5 protein-coding genes are annotated in these 3,908 nt (G+C 72.4%); all 5 read left to right on the top strand.

Annotated features, from left to right (window positions below):
• Nucleotides 1-1,034 (top strand): glycoside hydrolase family 2 TIM barrel-domain containing protein (locus tag ACOJSN_RS02315; protein ID WP_420110895.1); only part of this gene is annotated, 1,034 nt, incomplete at its 5' end.
• A gap of 149 nt (nucleotides 1,035-1,183) precedes the next feature.
• Nucleotides 1,184-1,582 (top strand): TOBE domain-containing protein, encoded by a 399-nt coding sequence (locus ACOJSN_RS02310; RefSeq protein WP_420110894.1) that lies wholly within the window; start codon nucleotides 1,184-1,186, stop codon nucleotides 1,580-1,582.
• Nucleotides 1,579-2,382 (top strand): molybdate ABC transporter substrate-binding protein, encoded by an 804-nt coding sequence (modA, locus tag ACOJSN_RS02305; RefSeq protein ID WP_420110893.1) that lies wholly within the window; start codon nucleotides 1,579-1,581, stop codon nucleotides 2,380-2,382. The genes ACOJSN_RS02310 and modA overlap by 4 nt, the downstream gene beginning before the upstream one ends.
• A complete protein-coding gene (locus tag ACOJSN_RS02300) occupies nucleotides 2,382-3,206 on the top strand; it encodes an ABC transporter permease (RefSeq protein ID WP_420110892.1) in 825 nt (274 codons plus the stop codon). The genes modA and ACOJSN_RS02300 overlap by 1 nt, the downstream gene beginning before the upstream one ends.
• Nucleotides 3,203-3,908 (top strand): sulfate/molybdate ABC transporter ATP-binding protein (locus ACOJSN_RS02295; RefSeq protein WP_420110891.1); only part of this gene is annotated, 706 nt, incomplete at its 3' end. The genes ACOJSN_RS02300 and ACOJSN_RS02295, both read left to right, overlap by 4 nt.

Here is a 3,908-nt window from a genome sequence, read left to right as displayed (position 1 = left end):
CGGTGAGCCTCGTGGGCGCCGACGGCGAGGCGATCGACTCGGTGGAGTCCTACGCCGGTCTGCGGTCCGTGTCGGTGCGCGGGCAGCAGGTGCTCATCAACGGCGAGCGTGTGTTCCAGCGGCTCGTGCTCGACCAGGGCTCCTGGCCGGACCCGCTCATGACCGCACCCAGTGACGAGGCGCTGGTCGCGGACATCGAGCTCGGCATCAAGGCTGGTTTCAACGGGGCGCGCCTGCACCAGAAGGTGTTCGAGGAGCGCTACCTCTACCACGCCGACCGGCTCGGCTACCTGGTATGGGGCGAGTTCGGCGACTGGGGCGCAGGGGTGCAGGCCGCGGCCGAGGACCACCAGCAGCCCACCGCCTCGTTCATCACCCAGTGGCTGGAGGCCGTGCAGCGCGACGTCAACCACCCCTCGATCGTCGGCTGGTGCCCCCTCAACGAGACGTGGCAGCCGATCAGCGACCGCATCACCCAGCTCGACGACGTCACGCACGCGATGTACCACGCGACCAAGCTCGCGGACCCGACGCGGCCCGTGCTCGATGCGTCCGGCTACTCGCACCGGGTGCGCGGCGCGGACATCTACGACTCGCACCTGTACGAGCAGGACCCGGCGAAGTTCGCCGAGCTGATGTCCGGGCTCGACCGAGGCGAGCCGTACGTCAACGAGCACAACGGGCGCACCATCTCGCTGGCGTACGCCGGGCAGCCCTACTTCTGCTCCGAGTACGGCGGCATCTGGTGGAACGCAGCCAAGGCTGATGCCGCCGGGACCGACCGCAACGAGTCGTGGGGGTACGGCGATCGGGTGGCCGACCTGGAGGAGTGGTACACACGCTTCGCCGGTCTCACCGATGCGCTGCTCGACGACCCGCGCATGTTCGGCTACACCTACACGCAGCTGACCGACACCTTCCAGGAGGAGAACGGCATCTACGACTTCCAGCGGCAGCCGAAGTTCGACCTCGACCGCGTGCACGCCATCCAGACCCGCGCCGCCGCCTACGAGACGGACGGTCCCGGCGCCTGAGTCGACCCTGTCCACGCCTCGAGGTCGCACTCTCGGGCACGAGGTCGCACCGCCAACGGTGCGACCTCGCGCCTAGGGTGCGACCTCGAGGCGTGTGACGGCGCCAGAGCGAGCGCAGAGTCCGCAGATGCGGCGGTATTCTCTGATCTGTGACGCATTATCGGATCAGCGAGGCGGGGCGCCTGCTCGGCGTCAGTGACGACACGGTCAGGCGATGGGTCGACGGCGGTCGGCTGGCGAGCAGCAAGGACCACGCCGGGCGATCGGTCGTCGCCGGCGCCGAGCTGGCCGGGCTCGCGCAGGAGCTCGCCGCCGCGCCGCAGGCCGACCCGCACGCCTCCAGCGCACGCAACCGGTTCGTCGGACTCGTCACCGCCATCACCGCCGACACCGTGATGGCGCAGGTCGACCTGCAGTGCGGGCCGTTCCGCGTGGTGTCGCTCATGTCTGCCGAGGCCGTGCGCGACCTCGGGCTCGAGGTGGGCTCCACGGCGGTCGCCGTGGTCAAGGCCACCACGGTGATCGTCGAGAAGGAGCGCCCGCTGTGAGGACCCGAACCCTGCTGCAGGCCCTGACCGCCCTCGCTCTGGTAGGCGCCTGTAGCGCCGGCGGCGGGGCCGAGAACGACGCGCCGACCGACGCCTCCACCGAGCAGGGCGCGGCCGAGCCCGAGGACCAGGTCAGCGGCACCGTGACGCTCTACGCCGCAGCCTCGCTGGAGGCGGCCTTCACCGACCTCATCGTCGAGTTCGAGCAGCAGAATCCGAGCATCTCGGTCGAGCCCCCGGTCTACGACGGCAGCTCCACACTCGTCACCCAGCTGACCGAGGGCGCCGACGCCGATGTGTTCGCCTCCGCAGCCGAGGCCAACATGCAGGACCTCGTGGCCGAGGGGCTCAACGACGGCGAGCCCGTGCTGTTCGCCACCAACACCCTGGTGATCGCGGTCCCGCCGGGCAACCCGCTCGGCATCGAGGACCTGGCCGACCTCGACGGGCTCGACTACGTGGTGTGCGCCCCCGAGGTCCCCTGCGGTGCCGCCACGCAGACCCTGTTCGAGGGCGCCGGGACGAGCGTGGACGCGGTCAGCCAGGAGCAGAACGTCACCGCCGTGGCCGAGCGGGTCGCCCGCGGCGAGGTCGACGCCGGACTGGTCTACGCCACCGACATCGCCACCCGCAGTGACGTGCTGGAGGCCGTGGTGCCGAGCAACGCCGACGAGGTGGTCAACCGGTACCCGATCACCACGCTGGTCGGTGCCGACGAAGCCGCGAGCGTGTTCGTCGACTTCGTGCTCTCCGACGACGGCCAGGCCGTGCTCGAGGAGTACGGCTTCGGCCGACCCTGATGGCTGAGAGCGGGCAGTCCCGCGACGAGGCGCGCGCCGCGCGGGCACCGGGCTGGCTGCTGGTCCCCGCAGCGCTCGGATTGGTCCTCCTGACCGTGCCGTTGCTGGCGATGCTGCCCCGCGTCGACTGGGCTGAGCTACCGGCGATCATCACCTCGCCCACGGCGCGGGACGCGCTCTGGCTCTCGATCCGGACGGCGGCGCTCGCCGTGGTGCTGTGCGTCGCCCTCGGCGTGCCACTCGCCCTCGCGATGTCCCGCGCACGCCCTCGGGTCGCCGCGATCCTGCGCGCGTTGGTGACGCTGCCGCTCGTGCTGCCGCCGCTCGTCGGCGGTGTCGCCCTGCTCGCGGTGGTCGGGCGGACCGGGCTGCTGGGCGGGTGGCTCGAGCGCGTGGGCGTCTCGATCGCGTTTACACCGTGGGCGATCGTGCTCGCGCAGACATTCGTGGCGTTGCCGTTCCTCGTGATCACGGTGGAGGGGAGCCTGCGCACGGTCGGCTCGCGTTACGAGGTCGCCGCCGCGACGCTGGGAGCCCGCCCGTGGACGGTGCTCCGGCGGGTCACGCTGCCGCTGATCGCGCCGAGTCTGCTCGGGGGCACCGTGCTGGCGTTCACGCGCGCGCTGGGGGAGTTCGGCGCCACGGCGCTGGTGGCCGGTAACCGCCCCGGCGTCACGCAGACGATCCCGATGGCGATCTATACCGCCTTCAACGGCGCCGGCGTCACCCGCGACGTGGCGCTCGTGCTGTCGGTGCTGCTGGTCGCCTCGGCGCTGGTGATCCTGCTGCTCGTGCCCGCGGTGCGCCGCCGGGAGGCGTGGTGACGGCGGAGCGCGCCCTGGTCGTCGACGTCACCGCCGGCCGCGGATCCTTCACGCTCGAGGCGCAGCTCGAGGTCCCCGACGGCGGCGTGCTCGCCGTGCTCGGCCCGAACGGCTCGGGCAAGTCGACACTCCTCGACGTCGTCGCCGGTTTGCTCGCGCCCCGGCGCGGCGAGGTCACCTGGCGGGGTCGGTCCCTCTCGACGGCGTCCGGTCGCCTCGTCCCGCCGGCCGAGCGTCGTGTCGGGCTGCTCGGGCAGAACCCCCTGCTGTTCCCGCACCTGTCGGCGCACGGGAACGTGGCGTTCGGGCTGCGAGCGCGTCGGGAGCGCGACGCACTGGCGCGGGCAGGGCAGTGGCTGGACCGGCTCGGCGTCGCCTCGCTCGCACAGCGCCGCCCCCGGCAGCTCTCGGGCGGGCAAGCGGCGCGGGTCGCGATCGCGCGGGCGCTCGCGGCCGAGCCCGAGGTGCTGCTGCTCGACGAGCCGCTGGCCGCTCTCGACGCCGCGGCGGCTCCGGAGCTGCGCCACCTGCTCGCCGAGATCCTGCAGGAGACCGGCGTCACCACGCTGCTGGTCTCGCACGCGGTGCTCGATGCCGCCGTGCTCGCCGACCACGTCGCGGTGCTTCGCGACGGCGCGGTGGTCGAGCACGGCGCGCGCGCTGATGTGCTCGGCGCCCCCCGCACCGAGTTCACCGCCGCGT

It is taken from the genome of Pseudactinotalea sp. (genome assembly GCF_048594945.1).
GTDB lineage: Bacteria > Actinomycetota > Actinomycetes > Actinomycetales > Beutenbergiaceae > Pseudactinotalea.
The sequence above is the reverse complement of the archived record's forward strand: the minus strand, read 5'-3'. Positions and strand labels throughout refer to the sequence as shown.